Source organism: Streptosporangium saharense, from assembly GCF_014203715.1.
Lineage (GTDB): Bacteria > Actinomycetota > Actinomycetes > Streptosporangiales > Streptosporangiaceae > Streptosporangium > Streptosporangium saharense.
The window spans coordinates 341,887-360,212 of sequence record NZ_JACHJP010000002.1 but is presented as its reverse complement, the minus strand read 5'-3'; the positions used below and the strand labels follow the sequence as shown (position 1 = coordinate 360,212).

General features: G+C 69.3%; 23 protein-coding genes. All 23 read right to left on the bottom strand.

Annotation, left to right across the window (positions count from 1 at the left end; all coding sequences use genetic code 11):
• Positions 1-190: 190 nt before the first annotated feature.
• Entirely contained in the window at positions 191-1,174 is a 984-nt protein-coding gene (locus FHS44_RS10730) for an alpha/beta hydrolase (RefSeq protein WP_184713824.1), read from the bottom strand.
• Between the two features lie 153 nt (positions 1,175-1,327).
• Positions 1,328-3,544 (bottom strand): SF1B family DNA helicase RecD2, encoded by a 2,217-nt coding sequence (gene recD2 / locus FHS44_RS10725; RefSeq protein WP_184713823.1) that lies wholly within the window; start codon positions 3,542-3,544, stop codon positions 1,328-1,330.
• A 224-nt stretch (positions 3,545-3,768) separates the two neighbouring features.
• Positions 3,769-4,032, bottom strand: a complete 264-nt coding sequence (locus FHS44_RS10720; RefSeq protein WP_184713822.1) for a calponin homology domain-containing protein — start codon at positions 4,030-4,032, stop codon at positions 3,769-3,771.
• Positions 4,033-4,089: 57 nt separating this feature from the next.
• Positions 4,090-4,857 (bottom strand): CHAP domain-containing protein, encoded by a 768-nt coding sequence (locus FHS44_RS10715; RefSeq protein ID WP_184713821.1) that lies wholly within the window; start codon positions 4,855-4,857, stop codon positions 4,090-4,092.
• A complete protein-coding gene (locus FHS44_RS10710) occupies positions 4,854-5,027 on the bottom strand; it encodes a hypothetical protein (protein ID WP_184713820.1) in 174 nt (57 codons plus the stop codon). Before FHS44_RS10710 ends, FHS44_RS10715 begins: the two co-directional genes overlap by 4 nt.
• On the bottom strand, positions 5,011-5,160 hold the full coding sequence (locus FHS44_RS10705; protein WP_184713819.1) for a hypothetical protein: 150 nt from the start codon (positions 5,158-5,160) through the stop codon (positions 5,011-5,013). The genes FHS44_RS10710 and FHS44_RS10705 overlap by 17 nt, the downstream gene beginning before the upstream one ends.
• Positions 5,157-5,564 carry a hypothetical protein gene (locus tag FHS44_RS10700; RefSeq protein ID WP_184713818.1) on the bottom strand — a complete coding sequence of 136 codons (408 nt, stop codon included), beginning with the start codon at positions 5,562-5,564 and terminating at the stop codon, positions 5,157-5,159. Before FHS44_RS10700 ends, FHS44_RS10705 begins: the two co-directional genes overlap by 4 nt.
• Positions 5,564-6,196 carry a hypothetical protein gene (locus FHS44_RS10695; RefSeq protein WP_184713817.1) on the bottom strand — a complete coding sequence of 211 codons (633 nt, stop codon included), beginning with the start codon at positions 6,194-6,196 and terminating at the stop codon, positions 5,564-5,566. Before FHS44_RS10695 ends, FHS44_RS10700 begins: the two co-directional genes overlap by 1 nt.
• A gap of 18 nt (positions 6,197-6,214) precedes the next feature.
• The gene (locus tag FHS44_RS10690; RefSeq protein ID WP_184713816.1) at positions 6,215-8,974 is read right to left on the bottom strand and encodes a phage tail protein; all 2,760 of its coding nucleotides are present in this window, start codon (positions 8,972-8,974) and stop codon (positions 6,215-6,217) included.
• A gap of 219 nt (positions 8,975-9,193) precedes the next feature.
• A complete protein-coding gene (locus FHS44_RS10685) occupies positions 9,194-10,072 on the bottom strand; it encodes a hypothetical protein (RefSeq protein ID WP_184713815.1) in 879 nt (292 codons plus the stop codon).
• Positions 10,073-10,172: 100 nt separating this feature from the next.
• Positions 10,173-12,749 carry a phage tail protein gene (locus FHS44_RS10680; RefSeq protein WP_184713814.1) on the bottom strand — a complete coding sequence of 859 codons (2,577 nt, stop codon included), beginning with the start codon at positions 12,747-12,749 and terminating at the stop codon, positions 10,173-10,175.
• Between the two features lie 3 nt (positions 12,750-12,752).
• Positions 12,753-12,968 carry a hypothetical protein gene (locus FHS44_RS10675; RefSeq protein WP_184713813.1) on the bottom strand — a complete coding sequence of 72 codons (216 nt, stop codon included), beginning with the start codon at positions 12,966-12,968 and terminating at the stop codon, positions 12,753-12,755.
• A gap of 41 nt (positions 12,969-13,009) precedes the next feature.
• Positions 13,010-13,405 carry a DUF7426 family protein gene (locus FHS44_RS10670; RefSeq protein ID WP_184713812.1) on the bottom strand — a complete coding sequence of 132 codons (396 nt, stop codon included), beginning with the start codon at positions 13,403-13,405 and terminating at the stop codon, positions 13,010-13,012.
• A 4-nt stretch (positions 13,406-13,409) separates the two neighbouring features.
• Positions 13,410-13,880, bottom strand: a complete 471-nt coding sequence (locus FHS44_RS10665) for a phage tail tube protein (RefSeq protein WP_184713811.1) — start codon at positions 13,878-13,880, stop codon at positions 13,410-13,412.
• 67 nt (positions 13,881-13,947) lie between these two features.
• Entirely contained in the window at positions 13,948-14,397 is a 450-nt protein-coding gene (locus FHS44_RS10660) for a minor capsid protein (RefSeq protein ID WP_184713810.1), read from the bottom strand.
• Entirely contained in the window at positions 14,394-14,744 is a 351-nt protein-coding gene (locus FHS44_RS10655) for a hypothetical protein (protein WP_221460647.1), read from the bottom strand. The genes FHS44_RS10660 and FHS44_RS10655 overlap by 4 nt, the downstream gene beginning before the upstream one ends.
• Positions 14,741-15,055 carry a hypothetical protein gene (locus FHS44_RS10650; protein ID WP_221460646.1) on the bottom strand — a complete coding sequence of 105 codons (315 nt, stop codon included), beginning with the start codon at positions 15,053-15,055 and terminating at the stop codon, positions 14,741-14,743. The genes FHS44_RS10655 and FHS44_RS10650 overlap by 4 nt, the downstream gene beginning before the upstream one ends.
• An 18-nt stretch (positions 15,056-15,073) precedes the next feature.
• Entirely contained in the window at positions 15,074-15,466 is a 393-nt protein-coding gene (locus tag FHS44_RS10645) for a hypothetical protein (protein WP_184713809.1), read from the bottom strand.
• A 3-nt stretch (positions 15,467-15,469) separates the two neighbouring features.
• Positions 15,470-15,817, bottom strand: a complete 348-nt coding sequence (locus tag FHS44_RS10640; RefSeq protein WP_184713808.1) for a hypothetical protein — start codon at positions 15,815-15,817, stop codon at positions 15,470-15,472.
• Positions 15,817-16,119: a hypothetical protein gene (locus FHS44_RS10635; protein WP_184713807.1), complete on the bottom strand. Its 303-nt coding sequence runs from the start codon at positions 16,117-16,119 to the stop codon at positions 15,817-15,819. Before FHS44_RS10635 ends, FHS44_RS10640 begins: the two co-directional genes overlap by 1 nt.
• The gene (locus FHS44_RS10630) at positions 16,119-16,463 is read right to left on the bottom strand and encodes a hypothetical protein (RefSeq protein WP_184713806.1); all 345 of its coding nucleotides are present in this window, start codon (positions 16,461-16,463) and stop codon (positions 16,119-16,121) included. The genes FHS44_RS10635 and FHS44_RS10630 overlap by 1 nt, the downstream gene beginning before the upstream one ends.
• Before the next feature lie 62 nt (positions 16,464-16,525).
• Positions 16,526-17,461, bottom strand: coding sequence for a major capsid protein (locus FHS44_RS10625; protein ID WP_184713805.1), 936 nt, complete (start codon positions 17,459-17,461; stop codon positions 16,526-16,528).
• A gap of 6 nt (positions 17,462-17,467) precedes the next feature.
• A complete protein-coding gene (locus FHS44_RS10620; protein WP_184713804.1) occupies positions 17,468-18,280 on the bottom strand; it encodes a hypothetical protein in 813 nt (270 codons plus the stop codon).
• Between the last annotated feature and the right edge of the window lie 46 nt (positions 18,281-18,326).

Genomic DNA, 18,326 nt, shown 5'->3' with positions numbered 1-18,326 from the left:
CCCCCAACCGCAAAGTGCGTTTAAAAACTCTAATAGGTGACGCTGGGGTACTGTGCACGGTTCGTGAGACTTAAATCACATTTAGGTTACTTTCGGTGACGGACGGGCCCCCGGCCCGCGACGCCGTACGCCCGCCCGCCTGGGGGAACCGGGGCGGACGGGCGCGGGTCGGCGACTGTTCAGTGATTGTTCAGTGACTGTTCGCCGGGTCGGTGACCTTGACCGGGTGGACCGGGTGGAAGGCGCGGCGCAGCGCGTACATCAGGTCGTCCTGCATCCTGCGGGAGACCTGCGCGTCGGGGACCCAGGAGCAGCCGTGGAAGGTTCCCGGATACATGTGCAGGCCGACCGGGACCCCGGCCTGCACGAGCTTGGCGGCGTACGCCAGGCCCTCGTCGCGCAGCGGGTCGAACTCGCACACCACCACGTAGGCGGGCGGCAGGCCCGACAGGTCCTCGGCCCTGGCCGGGGCGGCGTAGATCGGGACGTCGTCGCCGCCGGGCCGGTGGGCCTCGCCAAGGTAGTAGTCCCAGCTGATCTCGGCCTTGTCGCGGCTCCAGCCGGGGGTGTCGACGAAGGCGCGCATCGAGGGGGTCTCCAGGCGGTCGTCGAGCTCGGGGATGCCGAGGTACTGCAGGCACAGCGCGGGGCCGCCGCGGTCCCTGGCCAGCAGCGCGACCGCCGCCGACAGGCCGCCGCCCGCGCTCTCTCCGCCCACGGCGATCCGCATGGGGTCGATGCCCAGCTCCCCGGCGTTCTCGGCGGTCCACACCAGTGCGGCGTAGCAGTCCTCCACCCCGGCCGGGTAGGGGTCCTGCGGGGCGAGCCGGTAGTCGACGGAGACCGACACGACGCCCATCGTCTCGGCCAGGGACGCCAGCAGCGCGTCACCCATCTCGATCTGGCCGACGATGAAGCCGCCGCCGTGGATGAAGACCATCGCCGGGGCGGGTTCGGCCGAGCGCTCACGCGGCGCGTACAGGCGCACCCGCACGTCCCCGTTGGGGCCGGGGATGTGCCGGTCCTCGACCACGACGGTGTCGGGGAACCCGCCGGGCATCGAGCTGAAGAACTCCTTGAGGACCTGCCGGGAGGTCACCGTGTCACGAAGGTCGTGTTCGGGCAGCAGGTCGACGGTGAACGGAGCGAGCTCGGGGTCGAATCCGTAGGACATAAGGGGGCTTCTCCTCAGATCGGGTCGCCCCATGATGCCCGCCCCCCGCGGCGCCGGAGCGTCCGCGCGCGGTAACCGGACACGCACGCGCATGAACCGATGCCTGTCATCCAAGTCGGGCCCGCCGTACACCCAGGGCTGTCAGGGGGGCGGTCAGGGGGTGCGCAGGCGGTGGGTGAGGCTGGTGTGGCGGCGGCCCGCGCCGCGGGTGCGCACCGCCTGGGCCAGGGCGCGGCGGGAGCCGACGATGACGACGAGTCTCTTGGCGCGGGTGATCGCGGTGTAGAGCAGGTTGCGCTGCAGCATCATCCACGCGCTGGTGGCCAGCGGGATGACGACCGCGGGGTACTCGCTGCCCTGGGAGCGGTGGATGGAGACGGCGTAGGCGTGCGCGAGCTCGTCGAGTTCGTCGAAGGCGTACTCGACGTTCTCGTCCTCGTCGGTCAGCACGGTCAGTTTGTGGTCGTCGGGCCGGATGTCGACCACGGTGCCGACGGTGCCGTTGAACACTCCGGCGGCGCCCTTGTCGTAGTTGTTGCGTAGCTGGGTGACCTTGTCGCCGACGCGGAAGACGCGTCCGCCGTAGCGGCGTTCGGGCATGCCCTCCCGGGAGGGGGTCAGGGCCTCCTGCAGGATGGTGTTGAGGTTGCCCGCCCCGGCGGCGCCCCGGTGCATCGGCGCCAGCACCTGCACGTCGCGGCGCGGGTTGAGGCCGAACTTTCTGGGGATGCGGCTGGCGACCACGTCCACGGTCAGTGCCGCGATCTCCTCGGGTTCGTCGCAGGGGAACAGGAAGAAGTCCTTCATGCCTTCCAGGACGGGGTGCAGGCCGGTGTTGACGCGGTGGGCGTTGGTGACCACGCCCGACTCCTGGGCCTGGCGGAAGATGTGCGTCAGCCGTACGCGGGGGATCTGCTCCTCGGCGGCCAGCAGGTCGCGCAGTACCTCGCCCGCGCCGACGGAGGGCAGCTGGTCGACGTCGCCGACGAACAGCAGGTGGGTGCCGGGGGCGACGGCCTTGACGAGTTTGTTGGCCAGCAGCAGGTCCAGCATCGAGGACTCGTCGACCACGACCAGGTCGGCGTCCAGGGGGTTGTCGCGGTCGAAGGTGGCGTCCCCGCCGGGGCGCAGTTGCAGCAGCCGGTGCACGGTGGTGGCCTCGTGGCCGGTCAGCTCCGACAGGCGTTTGGCGGCCCTGCCGGTGGGGGCGGCCAGGATGACCTTGGCCTTCTTGGCTCGGGCCAGGGTGACGATGGAGCGCACGGTGAAGCTCTTGCCGCAGCCGGGGCCGCCGGTCAGCACCGCGACCTTCTCGCTCAGCGCCAGCCGTACGGCCTGCGTCTGCTCCTCGGCCAGGTCGGCGCCGGTCTGTTTGCGCAGCCACGCCAGGGCGGTGTCCCAGTCGACGTCCGCGAAGGCCGCGAGCCGGTCGTGGCCGGAGTTCAGCAGGCCGCGCAGCGCGCCCGCCAGCGACAACTCGGCGCGGTGGAAGGGCACCAGGTAGACGGCCGGGACGGTGTTCTCCCCCGCGGGGATCTCCTCGCGGACCACGCCCTCCTCGGCGACGAGTTCCTCCAGGCACTGCAGGGCCAGTTCGGCGGGGACCTGGAGGATCTTGACGGCGTCGGCGACGAGGTTGGGGGCGGGCAGGTAGCAGTGGCCGTCGTCGGCGGCCTGCGACAGGGTGTAGCGCAGCCCGGCCTTGACCCGTTCTGGGCTGTCGTGCGGGATGCCGACGGCTTGGGCGATGGTGTCGGCGGTCTTGAAGCCGATCCCCCACACGTCGTCGGCCAGCCGGTACGGCTCGCTTCTGACGACGGTGATGGAGGCGTCGCCGTACTGCTTGAAGATCCGCACGGCGATGGAGGTGGTCACCCCGACGCCCTGCAGGAAGATCATCACTTCCTTGATGACCTTCTGCTCCTCCCAGGCGGCGGCGATCATCTTGGTGCGTTTGGGGCCCAGGCCCGGGACCTCGACCAGCCGTTCTGGGGTGGTCTCGATGATGTCGAGGGTGTCGGTGCCGAAGTGGGCGACGATCCGCTCTGCCATCTTCGGGCCGATGCCCTTGATCAGTCCTGAGCCGAGGTAGCGCTGGATGCCCTGCACGGTGGCGGGCAGCACGGTGGTGTAGGACCACACCTCGAACTGCCTGCCGTAGCGGGGGTGGGTGCTCCAGCGGCCGGTCAGGCGCAGCGACTCCCCCGGCTGGGCGCCCAGCAGTGGCCCGACCACGGTCAGCAGGTCGGCGCCGGAGCGTTCGGTGGCGACCCTGGCGATGGTGTAGCCGGTCTCCTCGTTGGCGTAGGTGATGCGTTCGAGGACAGCGTCGAGGTTCACAGCAGAGGGGCCGTCCGACCCGGGCTTCACGGAAAAACCCTCCTTTTCACGTGTTCCCGCCCAGGGTAGAGCAGTGGCGCGCGACCGTGATCGATCCACGGGATCACATCACGTGATCTTCCGCGACAGGTTGCGGATGGGCGCCACCGTCCTCTGAAAGCGGGAAGCCCCGCTCGCCCTTCCGTGAAGGAAGGGCGAGCGGGGCTTCACCGGTTGCGGGGTCGGCGGCGAGGCCGCCTCGTGGTGCGCGTCGATCAGGGTGAACGGTCGATGTGGTGCTGTTCGTACGTCGGGGCCTTGGTGGAACCGAGCAGCACGCCCAGAGCGGGCCAGCGCTGTTCCAGCGCACGGAACACGCCGTAGTACAGGCTCGTGCCGAGCGCGACCGCGCCGGCGCTGATCTCCTCGGCCGACACGCCCTCGACGGTGACGCCGCGCAATGCCAGCCAGCCGAGGGCGCCGCCGACCAGGGTCGGGACGACGGTCCGCCACAGCGACAGGATCCACGAGTGGAACATGATCTCTCCTAACACACGAAAGTCCGGACAATCCCAGGTTTGGAGGCTCGAGCCGGGTCAGGTGACCTTGAGCAGCGCCGCCCATGTCCTCGGGCCGGTCTTGCCGCCCTCGGAGGTGAGCCCGGCGGCCTTCTGGAAGGAACGCAGCCGCTCGTCGTGGTGCCGGGTGAACACGGTGGCGTCGGCGACATCCGGAATCGGGTAGCCGCGAGCGAACAGCAGTCCGCTCAGCGTCTTGACGTGCCAGCCGGTGAGCGGATTCTTCTCGTCGAGGTAGAGAAGCGGCAGTTTCTTCACGATCTCCTCCATCCAGTCCTGCTCGGGGTTCGGCTCGGGGCTGGGAGGCCTGGTCACGGTCCCGTACGGTGGGTTCCAGAAACCGGCGATGACGCTTGAGGAACGAACGCGTCGCCTGACCGCGTCGCCGGTGTTGCCTTCGATGGACTGGACCCGGCCGTCGCCCAGGTTCCGTTCGACGATGCCGACGTGGTCGATGTCGCCGATCCGGTCGGTCCCCTCCCACGCCATGAACAGCAGCGCACCGGGTTTCGCGTGCTTGCGGATGTTCTCGTCCCCGCCGGGATACCAGCGGCCGAGTCGTCGGCCGTCCTGCGCGTGCCACACGGTGTAGGCGCGGTCCCCGCTGGGCAGTACCGCGGCGGCGTTCCCGGACCGGCGGGCCCACTCGGTGATCGCCATGTCACACCACGGCGCGGTCAGGAAGACGTCGCCGTTGCGGCGGGCGTAGGCGCGAGTGATCGCGTTGGGACGCCCCTGGACGCCGAGGAAGGCGCGCGCGGCAGCCAGCATCCTGTCGACTGTCATCGCGGTCCCTCCTCGTTCTCGTCGTGGGGATCGCCCTCGTAGACACCGGTCTGCGGGTTGAGGACGTAGCCCAGCCGCCGGAGCACCTGCTCCTCGTCGGGTTCGGTCGGCCCCCACGCGTGACGGTCCATCTCGGCGGTTACCAGCTCGTGTTCAGACAGTTCGGGCACCGCTCACCTCCTCGGGAACACGGTCGAGGTTCAGCCACTCGGCGACGGTCATGCCGTACACCGACGTCGGCACATGGAAGGGGAGGGCGGCGGGCACGACCAGCACGCCGTCCACGACGGGAAAGACGTTCATTCCGAAGCGGCCGCACCCTGCTGATGCCCATCACCGGCGTAGGAGTCGGTGGCCTGCGTGGTGGTGACGTTCACGATCGGACCGGCCGAGAGCCGATGCTGCTCCAGGTGCGTGGTCAGGCCGTCCTCGACGCGGCGAACGCCTCTCTCCAGCCGATCCACCGCGTCGCGCAGACTGCTGCCGTGGTTGGGCCGCAGCTCCTGCTCTATCACCGCCACCCGCTCGGGGAACCCCGGCCGGTACGGCACGCCCGGCCTGGCCGCCTCGCCGTTCCAGTCGTCTAAGAAGTGACTCAGGCGACGCACCTTGACCATCAAGCCGGCCACCGCCTTCCACAGGAGCGCGACTCCCGTGCCGACGATGCCGATGATCACGAACACGTCCACCCAGGCGATCCCGGTCATCAGCGCACCCCCATGAACGTGGCCGGAGGCTTGGTCCCCGGTGGGGCGCCCTGATCGCGCTTCCACGCCACCGCCAGCCGCTTGGCCTCCACCCGCGCCGGATCCAGTCGGATCCCCTCGCGCATCGGCCCCAGCGGGTCGGAAGGCGCGACGCGGGCCGACCCGACGAAGGCGAGTGCTCCCTGCCGGTCGGCGTGCGAAGCGGCCTCCAGCCGCACCATATGCTCCTTGACCAGGCGGATGCGCTCCAGGTGCGCCTGCTGCCGCGTCTGGGGCGACACTCCCGGCGTCCAGCACGTGGGCAGGTCTGCGGTGGCCTGCAGCACCGGCAAGGCCGCCTTGTCCTCCCACGACAGCGCGTCCTGCGGGTGGGGAATGAACCGCTCGTGCAAGGCGACGTCGATCAGGGTGTCGATGTCCTCGTGGTCGATGCCGTACTCGGCCGAGCGCCACTCCAGCAGCGAATGCGGTACGGCGGAGATGCCGTACTCGGTGGTGTTCTCCCCGACCTCGTACACCCCCCACACCGGTTCGCCGCCGCTGGCCGGCACCTGTGTGGCGTCCCCGGTCGCCGGGAAGTCGGTGTGGCCATACGACAGCTCGACGTCCCAGATCGTCCATATCTGCGGCACGGAAACTCCTGCTCGTGGTTAGGACGAGCCCGCGTGCCGGTGCGACCACCAGTACAGGGCGAAGCTCGTGGAGTTGGCGAGGTTGACCTGGAAGCCCGACACGCTGGAGTAGGTGACGGCCCAGGCCTTCGGTGTGAAGTTGTTGCCGTAGCTGTTGCCCGCGCCGCCGTCACGGACGGTGCACACCGGCCCCATGTTGGTGGCCATCGTCGGTCCGTACGGTATGTGCAGCCAGTTCGGCGTCGCCGCCCCGCCGATGGTGTAGGAGCCCACGTGGAGTGCGTCGTACGGGTCGGCCGCCATGGTGTCGCGGAAGCGGCCTCGGATGTAGTAGTAGCCGGTGCCGTCCAGGTGGATGTAGCACTGTGTACTGGAGGAACCGTCGTTGTAGCCATAGCGGGCGTAGGTGTTGGTGATGTCGAGGTTTCCGCCGTTGTCGTAACTGCCGGAAGCGCCCCGGATGCGTAGCCGTACTGACTGGGAGGCGACCTGCAGTTCGGCCTGCGAGCTGCCCGACCAGGAGCTGCCCGAGGTCAGGTAGAGCGCCGTCTCGCCGGAGTACAGGCTGTCGTCGGAGTAGATGCGCGAGTAGTTGCTCGAGCCGCCCGGGTAGAAACGCAGGTCCAGGGTGGAGGAGTCCAGGATGAAGCGGCGGCCCGTGGCGGCAGAGCGCATCACGGACCCGGTGATGATCCGGCCGTCGATGGCGTCCGCGCTGAGTTTGCCCGCGGTGATCGCCCCGGCGGTGATCTTGTCGGCGGTGATGGCCGCCGCCGCCAGGTGCCCCGTCTGGATCGCCCCGGCCTCGATCTTGTCAGCCGTCACGGCGTTCGCGCTGATATGTCCGGCCTCGATCGCCAGCGCCTGGATCAGCCCTCCGGTGATGGTCCCGGCGGTGATCTTCGCGTTCGCGGGGATCGTGCCGTCGATGATCGCGGTCGCGCCGTCGATCACCTGGCCGATCAGGTCGGTGTCGACCAGCGGGTGCGTCGCGGCCACCACGTGCGCCGACTCGCCGCTGACGTTGCCGCTGCGATCGAGGGCGACGAGCCAGAACTCCCGGTCGGTGTTGTATGGCAAGCCGGGAACCACGGCGGTGCCCGCCCGGTCCAGCCACTCCACCGCCCGTCCCATGTCGTCGGAGTCGAGCGGGTCACGCATCATGACCAGTACCCGCGCGAAGTCCTTCGGCATGCCGGTGCCTGAGCCGGTCAGGCCGTCCCAGGTGACGCGTACCACGCCGAGCCGGGAGTCGACGACCGGCGCCGAGGGGTCCGGGGGCGGTGTCTGATCGTCCGGGATGACGATCTCCGCCGACGCGGTGATCTGGCCGCGCGTGCTGCCGTTGACCGCCCGCACCCCGAACTGCCAGCGCGATCTGGGCTCCAGCGGGCTGTAGGTGACGGCCGCCGAGGAGGTGGTGGCCAGCACCCGGACCGCTCCCGTGCCCGGCGGGGAGATCCCCACCAGCTCATAGCCGTCCACCGACAGGGCGGTGCCGTTGACGTCCGTGCTCACCGGGTTCCACGACACGGTGATCTGGCCGTGCGCGTAGCCCTCCTCGTCCAGGTACGCGGCAGGGGAGATGAGCAGCCCGGTCGGCGCGGCCGGTTCCCGGTCGCTGTCTTCCGGCGCCGGGTCGGCGCCGGACCCGCCGGAGGAGACGCCGCCGGTGAGGATGCCCGCCGCCTGCCGGGCCAGGCGGATGTCGCGCTCGAGGAAGCGGTCGTTCAGGGTGAGGTTGCCGCCGACCACCCCGGAGGAGTCACACGACAGCGTGACCTGCCGTACCCGCAAGCTCTGCAGGACGCCCTGGTCGCCGGGCGCCCGGATGTAGTCGCCGGGCGCGTAGTGCTCCAGCGGCAGCCACCGGGCCTCGTACGGCGTGATGGAGCGGGTCAGCTGCACCCGTTCGCCGCCTGCGCGCTGCAGCGCGTTGTCGCCCAGCAGCCGCGCGGTGCCCTCGTCGGTGACGCCGCCCTGGGCCTGGTAGGACTCCCATCGGCCCCACGGCATGGTCGCGGACGGGTTGGTCACCTCGACCCGCAGCCCCTCCTCCCCCACGACGAGGATCGCCGAGGCGGCGTCCTCGAGCGTGGCGTCGTCCGGCGCGGAGTCGATGTCTCGGCCGAGCCGCAGTTCCACCGGGCCGGGTCCGGTCGCTCGGTTGACGGCCAGCGCGGTGTCGGCGTTGAACACCCGCAGCGTGCGGCCCTGCATGCACCAGTCGATGACGCCCTGCTCGGCCAGGTTGATGAGCAGGGCGAGCAGGTCCACGCCGGGTTCCAGACCGAGCGTCATGGTCGTCGCCCAGGCGTGGTCGGCCGAGTCGGTCTCGTCGTCGAAGTCGATGTTCAGGCCGAGCAGTGTGTCGCGCCCGTGGCCCTCGTTGACCAGCGTGGCCAGGATCGCACCCGGCGTCGTCGTGGTGAACGGCCGCTTGCCGTCCACCATGCCGAGATCCGGATACAGGACGACCTTCCGTAGCATCCAGGCCCAGCCGGGGCAGTCGAACGACAACGCCCCCATCCGGTCGGTGCTGTCGCCGCCGCGCTTGATCCTCAGGAAGCGGCCGTTCTCCGGCTCGGTCCAGGGGCCGCCGTCGACGCTGTACTCCACGGCGATCTCGCACGGCTGCGCGAGCCGGGAAGCCCCCGGCGCCAGGGAACTGTAGGCCAGCCGGAGGCTGGAGACGTCGTTGAGAGGCAGGGCCGCCTCCCAGCCGAGATGGGCGGGCAGCAGTCCCAGCCGCGCCCCGTTCGGGGCGTAGGCCGCCAAGCGCAACGCGTACCGTTGCGGTCCACCCGGAGTGATCACTTGCACATGTCCCCCGTCCATCACGTTTCCTGTCGCGACCGGATTCGGCCGATCTCTGCGCGGGTCGCTGCCTCAGTGATTCATGTCCGATTCCGGATGACCTGCGGTCGCATGGGTGGAGCCGCGAAGGGGCCATCCCATTGAATCCACACCGGCCGGATCAGCGTCGGGGACGCAAGTTCACAGGTAGGAGCGCCGAGCCCGAATTTCGATCTTCGATGCTCCGGTGGTCGACGTCGCGGTCGCGGTGATGAGCACCACTCGGGAGAACGGGTCTCCCGCCCCCACGGCCGGGGTGAGATGCAGCCAGCGAAACGCCGAGCCGGGACCGGTGGTCTGGACGGTGCCCGTCACATCCGTCACGTTCGGGCCGGGTGTCGGATCCCAGGTGTCGACGGTGGCCTTCGCCGCGCGCATGGTCGCGCAGTCGATGATCAGTCGCTCGGTGGACAGCAGGCCGGACGGGCGAGTCACGGTGGCCCCGGTCGCGACGTCGACCACGGCCGGGTTGACCGCCGGGCCGGTGACGCGGATGAGTGCGTCGGTGATGGGGCCGGTCGCCCCGGCCAGCGTGGCCACCGCCTGGTTCGCCGCGTTCGCCGAGCCCGTCCAGGTGGTGGCGAACTCGTCACGCCAGTACACACCCGGAATCCGGGCCACGGCGGTCAGCCGGGCGCGCGCGGCCCCGGTGTTGATCTCGGGCTCGGAGACGGAGGTGATGGTCGCGTCGGCGACCCGCACGATCGTCCCGGCTTCGTATCGCAGTGTCATGAGCCGGTGGCGCACCCCGAGCAGCGCGCTGAGCGCCTCCAGGTTGGCTTCCATCTGCTCGTAGCCGCCGTCGCCTCCTCCCGGGGTGCGGGAGGTGACGGAGAACTCCAGCGGCAACGACGTGGTCTCGTGATCCAGGCCGAGGACTGGCAGTTCCCCGGCGCGGCCGGGCATGACGACCTCGACCGAGCGCACCCCGGGCAGCGGGCGGCGCCGGGTGCCTGGCTTGAGGCGCCAGCAACCCGCCGGATGATCCAGCGCGACGCCGTCGAGGCTGTAGGTCGGCATCCGTACATCTCCTGTGACTTGTGAGAACGCGGTGGCGCGGGCGGCTCCGCAGCGTCTGAGGCCGCCGGGTGGGGTGTACGGACGAACAGACCCGTGGCCGTCAGACCAGGCCGACCATGGCCGCGTACTGAAGTCCTCGGTTGACCGTGCGACTGGTGGGCTCGGCCTGGGGATAGTGGTTGGTGACGTGCACCGTGACCGGTCCGCCGGCCCGGCCCGGTTGGACCGGCCGTCCGGTCGAGCCGACCCGAAGCCGCGGGTCGAAGGTGCGGGTGAGCTGGCCGGCGATCCGCTGTGCCGAGGTCATGACCGCCGCCGAGGATCCGACCATGCCGAGCCGCAGGCCCGCCATGGTGTGGCCGCCGATCGCGGCGAACACCCGCGACGGCGACTTTATCTTCAACGTCTTCTTGATCCGGGTGACCAGGACGTCGGCGATGTTCTGCATGGCCGCTTCGATTTGCTTCTTCTGGCTGATCAGGCCGGTGAGGAAGCCCTTTCCCGCGTTCTTGCCCGCGTCGAACATCGCGTCGGCGGCGTTCTTGCCCGCCTGTTTCGCCGCCTTGTCGATCGCGGCCTGCGTGCTGTTGATGCTCTTGAAGGTGCTTGAGTCGGCGGCCAGGAGCGCCTGTCCCAGTTCGGTTCCGGCTTCGGGGCCGGCCTCGATGACCTGCTGGAGGAGCGCCTTGTTCAGGCCCCTCTTGGCGAGTTTCTTGATCACATTGGCGAAGGCGCGGACCTGCGTCAGTTTGGCCTGCAACCCGGCTTGGATGCCGCCCGCGGTGGCCGGATTCTGCTTACCCTGGGCGTCGGTGCCGAAGTTGATGTTCGACAGGGACGCGAACTGACGGGCCTGGTCGGAGACCTGGCCGACGTACTGCATGGCGTCGGCGATGGCCTTGGCGATGGTCTCGCGCTCCCGGGCCAGCTTCAGAAGCTTGGCGTTGCCCGAGCTCACCGCGTCGACGAGAGTGTCCTTGACGCCCTCGCTGATCTCCCCTGCCTTGAAGGCGCTGATCACGGCGTTGCTGAGTTTGCCCGCCGTCTCCTTGATCGTGGACTCCTGGCCGGTCAGACCGACGACGAGACCCTTGCCGACGTCGGAGCCGATCCCCGCGAACACCCGTGACGGGCTGGAGATCCCGAAGATCCCCTTCACGGTGTCCACGACACCCTTGGCGAGGTTCCTGATGGTGTTCACGAAGGCGTTCCAGGCCTTCGTGAAGCCGTCTTTGATGCCGTTGACCAGATCCGTTCCGAGAGTCTGGAGTTTGGTGAAGGCGTCGGTGATGGTCTTCTTGAAGGCCCCGACCGCATTCTCAATGATTTTGAATGCGCCCTTGAAGTCGCCCTGGAACAGCTTGACGACGGCCTGGACGACGCTGAGGATCAGCGGCAGCGCCGCCGTGCCGAGCTGAACCAGCGGCGGCAGGAAGGGAGCCACCGCCCCGACCACCTTCGCGAAGGCGGTCGCCAGCAGGGTCAGGATCGGCGTGAGCGCCTTGAGCAGGGTCACGATGATCGGAAGCAGGGCGGTGATCAGCTGTGAGATCGGCGGCAGGATCGGCAGCAGAGCGGTGATCACCTGGCCGAACGCCGACGCGAGAACCGCGAGGACCGGCTGCAACGCCACCAGGATCGGCTGCAACGCCGACGCCAGAGCCTGCACGATCTGGGTGAGCACCGGCATCAGCGCGCCTGCCAGTGTGGCGGCCAGCTGCAGGAATGGCGGCAGCAACGGAATGATCGCGACCAGGATCTGTGCGAACTGGCCGATCAGGCTGCCGATCAGCGGGCCGAGCTGTACCAGCACCGGTCCCAGCTGTGCCGACAGGGTCTGCGCGACGAGCCTCAGGCCCGCCATCAGTGGCCCGGCCACTTGACCGGCGAGCTGTACGAACGCGCCCAGCAACGGCCCGAGCGCTTGGAGGACACCGCCGATCCCGGTCACGAGCGTCGCCAGCAGCCCCGAATTCTGCGACATGGCCTGGGTGATCGGTGCCATGAATCCGGCGATCTGGCCGCCGAACGTGCCGAGGGACCCGGCCAGCTGACTGAGCATGGGAGCGACCGCTGCCACGAGCCCCTGCACGGCGGGCAGGACAGGCTTCAGAAACGAGCTCAGGCCGGTGGTGAACTGCCCGATCAGTGGAGCGAGCGTGGAGAACATGTTGCCCAGAGCTGGCGCGATCTGAGAGGAGAACGTGCTTTTCAGGGAGCCCGCGGCCTGCACCAGCGGCCCCTCGAACACCGACGCCGCCTGCGCGAGATCGGCCTTGACCGACATCCCCAGGTCGGCGAACGCCGCCTTGACCTGCGGAGCGGCCATCGCCGCCGAAATACCGAGCTTGGCGATCCCGGCGACCGCGCCGGCGAACGCCAGCGCCAGACCTCCGCCGACCGCCACACCGGCGACGCCCAGCCCGGCCAGCAGCCCCGCTGACTTCGCTCCGGTCGAGGCGATCGACGCCCCCGCCGTTGTGAGTGCCGAAGCCGACGACCTGGCCCCCCGGCCGACGGCGCCGCCCATCCGGGCGGCCGCCATGCCGACAGCGATCATGGCGGCGTGTATGCCCGTCGCCTGGGCCTTGATTCCAGCCGTCGCCCTGCCGAGCGGGCCTGTCATTCGGTCGCGGAGTTCGAGCGTCGCGTACAGCTCGCCGACGTTCAATGCCACGGCTCACCTCCGGGGATCGTCGTGATCAGGGGTGAGGGAGCGGGCCGTCCGCGAGTCGGCGGACAGAAGCCCGAGAATTCGAATGCGCAGCCACCGCCAAGAGCGGGAGGTGAGCAGGCCGGGTTCGTCGAGGTCGACGCCGTATTCGGCGTGGAGGTCGGCCTCGACCAGAGACCATCGTTCCAACAGGTCGGCCCAGGCGACGGTCGATCCGTCCACGGAAAGGCCGTCGCCTGGGTCGTACCACTCACGTAGCCCCGTTAGCGGGTCGACCGGCCCGCCGTCCGAGCCGTCTCCTTCGGGGCTTCCGCTTCCGGGTCGGCCTGCCAGTACTTGGCGGCGCTGTCCTCGTCGCCCGCGATCCAGAGGAACGCGGTGATCCCGCAGTGCTTGATCTTGGCCCAGGACACGCCGTCCTCGATCATCTCGTCGAAGGCGGTGCCGAGAACCCTGCGGTACAGATCCTTCTCTCCGTCGTCGGTGAGCTCGGCCTCGTCTATCTGCTTGCCGTTGGCGGCGTTGATGCCGACGGTCATCAGCTTCTGGCAGAACAGGCCGGTCGCGGCGTCGGCCGGGGGGACGCGGTACACCTTGCCGCCGATGGGAAGGTCCAGTCCATCGCGGAAGAAGTCGTTGAGGTCAGCGAACGTGGCCATCGCGTCAGGCCGCCGTGGGGTTTTCGATCGCGGTCGGCTTGCCCTGGCCGGTCAGCTCCACCTCGAACGGCTCCAGGTCGGTGACCTCGCCGCCGCCGCCCTTGTACTGGACCGCGGCCGTGCCGACGAAGGCGTCCGGAGAACCGTCCTTGCGGTACCAGCGGACTTCGACGTTGGCGGTGACGCCGACCACGAGTCCAGCCTGCCGCAGGAACTCCTGGCCGGGGTCGGGCACAAAGGAGACCGAGGCCGAGTCGCGCTTGCGGCGCCCCTCGATCTCCAGCTTCCACTTGCGCTGGGTGACGACCTCACTCGCCCAGCCGTCCGAATCGAAGTCGCTGTCGTCCTCGGTCTCGCTGTCCAGGCCGAACTCGAGCTTGGTCAGCCCCTTGACGGTGGTCCAGGTGGGGCTGGCACCGCTGGAGGTGTTGACCTCCAGGATCCAGTCCTTGGCGAGCAGGCTGCGAAGCGCCATGTGCATTGCTCCTTCGGGCATGAGAGAACCACGAGCTGAAGTGCTCGTGGAAATCGAGAGATTGGAGTTATCCGATGCGGTACGGGGAGGGCCGGTCGACCAGCAGCTCGTAGCAGTCGGCGCGTTCCCAGCGTCCGTTGGAGTCGCGGTCCAGGGGCGCGACGATTCGCCGCTGGGACAGCAGGACCAGGACGCCCGTGGGCAGCACTCGGTCGGACAGGCCGTGCAGGGCGTCGAACACCAGGTCGGCCAGGTCGTCCACGACGCGCGGGTCCGCCTTGCCGCGGACGCGGAACTGGACCTGCACGCTGGCGTCGGTCTGGGCGGCGTCGTCGCCCGCACGGCCCACCCCGTAGATCGCCAGCGCGATCGCGGTGTCCGGGGAGGCGGGCAGACCGCCGATGGTGAGTGCGGTGCGTGTGCCGTCGTAGACGCCGGTCGGGTTCCACTCCCCCACTCCGGCCTCGGCCAGCAGCATCGCCAGACCCGACAGCAGATCACGGGTGAACGTCGTCACAGCGCCCGCCGGATCTGTGCGGCGATGAGCCTCTGCACGATTTGGGCCTCGTCGCGCGCCGGGTCCTCCAGGTACTTGGCCTTGCGGCCCGGGGCGTGCTTGTAGGTCAGGTTCTCGTGCTGGACGACCGCGTACGGCGTCTCGTAGGAGATGGTGGCGCGTAACTGCTTGTCGTCCACGCTCGCCGCTCCCGACCGTTCCAGCGTCGCCTCCTCGAGCGGGACCTGTGTGCGTGACACCTGGAGGACGTGCTCGACCCCCATCCGCAGTCCACGGGCCGCGGCTTGGTGAGCTTTGGCGGTCAGCTTGGTGGATGAGAGCTTCGCCTTGAATCCCTCGCGGCTCATCGGCACACCACCTCCACGTGATCAGGGGTGGGCAGGCCGCCGGCGTCGCGAATGCGGAAGGCGATCACCGTGGTGGTCCGCCCGTTGACGGTGACCTGCGATCCGGCCGGACAGCGGACGCCCGGCTCCATGTAGAGGGTGATCTCCGAGACGACCTCGTCGCCCTTGCTGTCACGGACCCTTCGCCGCTCGTCGTCGGCCAGGCAGCGCACCGTCACCGGAGCGCCGTAGACCGGGCCGTAGGCTGAGTCGCCTTCGAACGGCTCGACGACCGCGGTGTGCCGCAGCAGCCAGTCAGGCAGAACCGTCACCAGGTCACCGTTCCTTCCCTACCAGCGGGCGCCGTCGATGACTATGCCGGGCAGCAGCCCGGCCGCTCGCAGGATCGACGCGGCGTCCTGGGCGTACCTGAACGCGCCCTCCCCCGAAGCGCCGGCGCGGTCCAGCTTCACCGAACCGATCGAGACGGACTTGAACGCGGTGGCCACGCCGTACGGGTCGCCCACCGCGATGGACCAGGCGGTTTGCGCGCACGTCGCACGCCGTACGGCCTGCCGGACCTTCGGGTCGGTCGGCATCTCCGCGGGGTCGACGGCGTAGACGGCGCCCATCAGCAACTCGTCGATCCGCTCGGAGGCCCTCTCGAGGGCCTGATCGATCCCGTCAGGCGCCGGCTTGCCGGTGTAGTCCGCGTAGTCCTGCGCGGTCGCGTAGACCAGCATGGCTCACGCCGGCAGTTCGTAGACGCCGACCGAGACGCCGGTGGTCGCGGAGAAGTCGATCCACACCTTGCCGTTCGGCTGCCGGTAGACCGCCGGAAGCGGCGGGATCAGCACGTCGCCGGTGGTGGCGGGAATGACGTAGTTCCGGTCGGGGATCTCCTGGCCGTCGATCTGACCAGGGATGACGAGTGTGACCGTCTTCGGGGCGGAGTCGGTGTTCTTGACGCGAATCACCCGCTTGTCCGACCAGGTGAACATCAGGCCGTCCACCGTCGCCGGGTTGGCCGGAGCGGTGCTCAGCGCCAGCCCCGAACGGGGCAGGGGGATGATCGTCGCCTCGGTACGAGCCATCAGGATTCCTCCTCGTCGTCGCGGCCGAACTCCTCGATGAGCGCCGCCTTGGACAGAGACTTCGCGTCGGCCTCGGTCATGCCGCGAGTGAGCGCGTACGAGACCCAGACGGCCTTGCCGCCGTTCTCGGACGGCCGGCGAGGCGCATGCCGCGGCCCGGCCTCCGAAGCGGGCTCGCCCTCCGGAGCCTGCTCGGGCTCCGGTTCGGCGATGAGCAGCCATACGTTCAGGTGGTCGAGCCGTACCGATCGTTCGGCGAGCTCGACCACCTGGCCGGTGCTGGAGTTGCGGTAGACATACATCAGACGTCGGCGTCCAGCTCGATGTCGATCTGCACGGTCAGGTCGGTCGGTGAGCCGGCGACCGACACGATGACGGCCGACAGGGTGTCACCCGCGGCGAGCTTGGCCGCCGCGACGGCCGGGGTGGCGCTCTTCCAGGTGGCGGCGGCGTCGACCGACAGGTCCTGGGCGAGCAGGTTGCCGCCGTTCTTCTGCGCGTTGACCACCGCGCCCGTGCCGGCGAGGCGGTAGGCGCGGACGGCCTTGACCTTGCACGCGACAGGGGCACGCCACAGGACGTGGGTGCCGGCCGCGGGCGTCTTCAGGGTCAGGGTTCGCTCGGTGAGGCGAGCCTTGTACGACATCGCGTTTCTCCTCAGATGCGAAAGCCCGCCACAGGGCGGGCCGGATGGATACGAGGCGCGGGCTACGCGACGTCGGCGCCCTTGATGAGCACCGCGCGGTCGGGGTCGATGGTCTTGGTGCCGTACAGGCAGTCGATGCTGACCACGTCCTGCTTGAGGTCGATGTCGTAGTCCATGACGACGCGCAGGCCGAAGCCCTTGTAGGAGGCGACGGCCGCGTTCGCCGCGCCCTGCGGGAGCACCAGCGGGCGTGTGACCAGGGCGAACGCCGTCCGGTGAAAGGCGATGCCCACCTCGGTGGTGGACTCTCCGCTCACCTGAGCGGGGACCTTGATGTTCTGCGTCTGGTAGGGGTCGAAGCCGAACACCCGGCGGCCCAGCGAGGCCTCGCGCAGACCGTCGGTGTCCCCCCTGGCGTCGGCCCGGTGGAAGAGCTCGTCGCCGAGCCACTTGGCCTCGGTCTCGGGGCCGATCACCAGGTGGCGGTCGGCGGCCGGAACGTTGCGCTGGTTGAGCACGCGCCGGGCGTCGATCGCCGAGCGGGGATTGTTGTGGGCGAAGACGTTCGGGCCAGGCGGGTTGGAGGGGAACTGGCCGACGACGCCGACCTCCTGCACGACGTTGGCGCGCAGCGCGAGAATGTCACGGTCGATCTTCTGGCTGATCGCTTCCATGGCAGGGGTGAGCAGCTGGACGCCGAAGTCCTCGATCCGCAGGGTGAGATCCTCGGTGGTGACCGCGAAGCTCACGTCGGCGAAGTGGTTCAGGGTGACCTGGATGTCGGTCTCCTGCGCGTTCTGAATCTCGATGCCGTTCGCGCGGGAGAACTCCTTCGCCTCGAAGACGGCCGGCTTCCTCACGTTCACCGTGTCGCCGACCTTGGAGGCGAAGTCCTCGTCGTAGTCACGGTGCACGAGCTGTGCCATGACGCAGGTCTCGTACAGGGTGGCCAGCGCCGCCCGCGCGATCACTTTCGGCGTCAGAAAGGTGTTGGACATGCGGTGCTACTCCTCGCTGGAGTCGGAAGACGACTTGGCGCGGCGTCGCCAGGCGCGGAAGTCGTCGGTGGTCATCTGCTCGGGGTCCGAGGCGCGTCCTCCGGGCCCGCCGGTAAACTCGCCGCCGCTCTTGGCGGGTGGCCCGGACGCTCCGGCCGCCTTGAACTTGGGGTTGTCCTCGACGGCCTTCTGGACGGCCTCGGTGAGCGTGGCGGTGAAGGCCTCGCCGTCCGGGTCGAGGTCGCGGACGTTGCGCAGGAACGAGCGGGAGTCGAGCAACGCGTCGGGGTCGGCGCCGAGTTTGGTGCCGGCGCGGTGCACGGCGAGCTCGATCAGTGCCCTGCGGTGCCGGTCCTTCTCCGCGTCGCGATCCTTCGCCGCGGCGTCCCGCTCACGGGTGAGCCGTTCGACCATTTGCTGCGGGTCGAGAGCCGTCTCCTCCTCGGCGATCACACCGAGGGCCGTACCGATCCGCCGGGCCATGTCCTTCTGCGCCTGGGCGACGAGCTCCTCCGAGGAGGGGCCCTGCTGGGCCTGGTTCCCGGCGGCCTTGCGCGCCTGGATGGCCTCCATCCGGGCGCGCCTCAGCTCGGCCTGGGCCCATCGCGGCAGATCGTCGATCTTCCGAGCGTCCGGCTTGGCCTTGTCCTCCGGCTCCGCGACCTGTTCCGGCGCGGACTCAGGCGAAAGGAACAGCGGGTCGTTTGGGCCGCCCTGCGGCTGGTCCCCGCTCGAGCCTCCCATGACGGGAAGAGCGGGCCGGCCGCCCACATGGGGAGTGAGGATCTGGTCGGGGGCGGCCGCGGTGGAATCGGGCACGGTTTTCTCCTTGGTTCAGTGAGGTGCCGCCCGTCCTGCGGGCCGC